Origin of the sequence: Ligilactobacillus acidipiscis DSM 15836, assembly GCF_001435755.1 — a bacterium.
Classification (GTDB): domain Bacteria; phylum Bacillota; class Bacilli; order Lactobacillales; family Lactobacillaceae; genus Ligilactobacillus; species Ligilactobacillus acidipiscis.
Map to the genome: position 1 here is coordinate 1 of NZ_AZFI01000428.1, position 252 is coordinate 252.

1 protein-coding gene is annotated in these 252 nt (G+C 41.7%); it reads left to right on the top strand.

Annotated elements, in window-relative coordinates:
- A partial coding sequence (locus FC65_RS11330) for a transposase (protein WP_156408666.1) occupies positions 1 to 252 on the top strand: 252 nt, incomplete at both ends.

A 252-nucleotide genomic window follows, 5' to 3' on the forward strand; every position in this document is an offset into this window, starting at 1 on the left:
ATCATTGATAGTTTGCCGAATCCATTGTGTGAACCAGTACGTAAATTTAGAGCACGTATTTTTGCTGGGCAAGCTAATATTGGCTACAATGCCACTAAGCAAATGTCGTTCTATGGGTTTAAAACCCACATGCTAGTAACCACTGATGGCTACATTCTGAATTATGTGGTGACTGCCGCTTCGGTCCATGATACAAAAGTTGCCGTTAGCTTGATTGATGATTGTCCTTGTCCAATTGTTTTGGCCGATGTC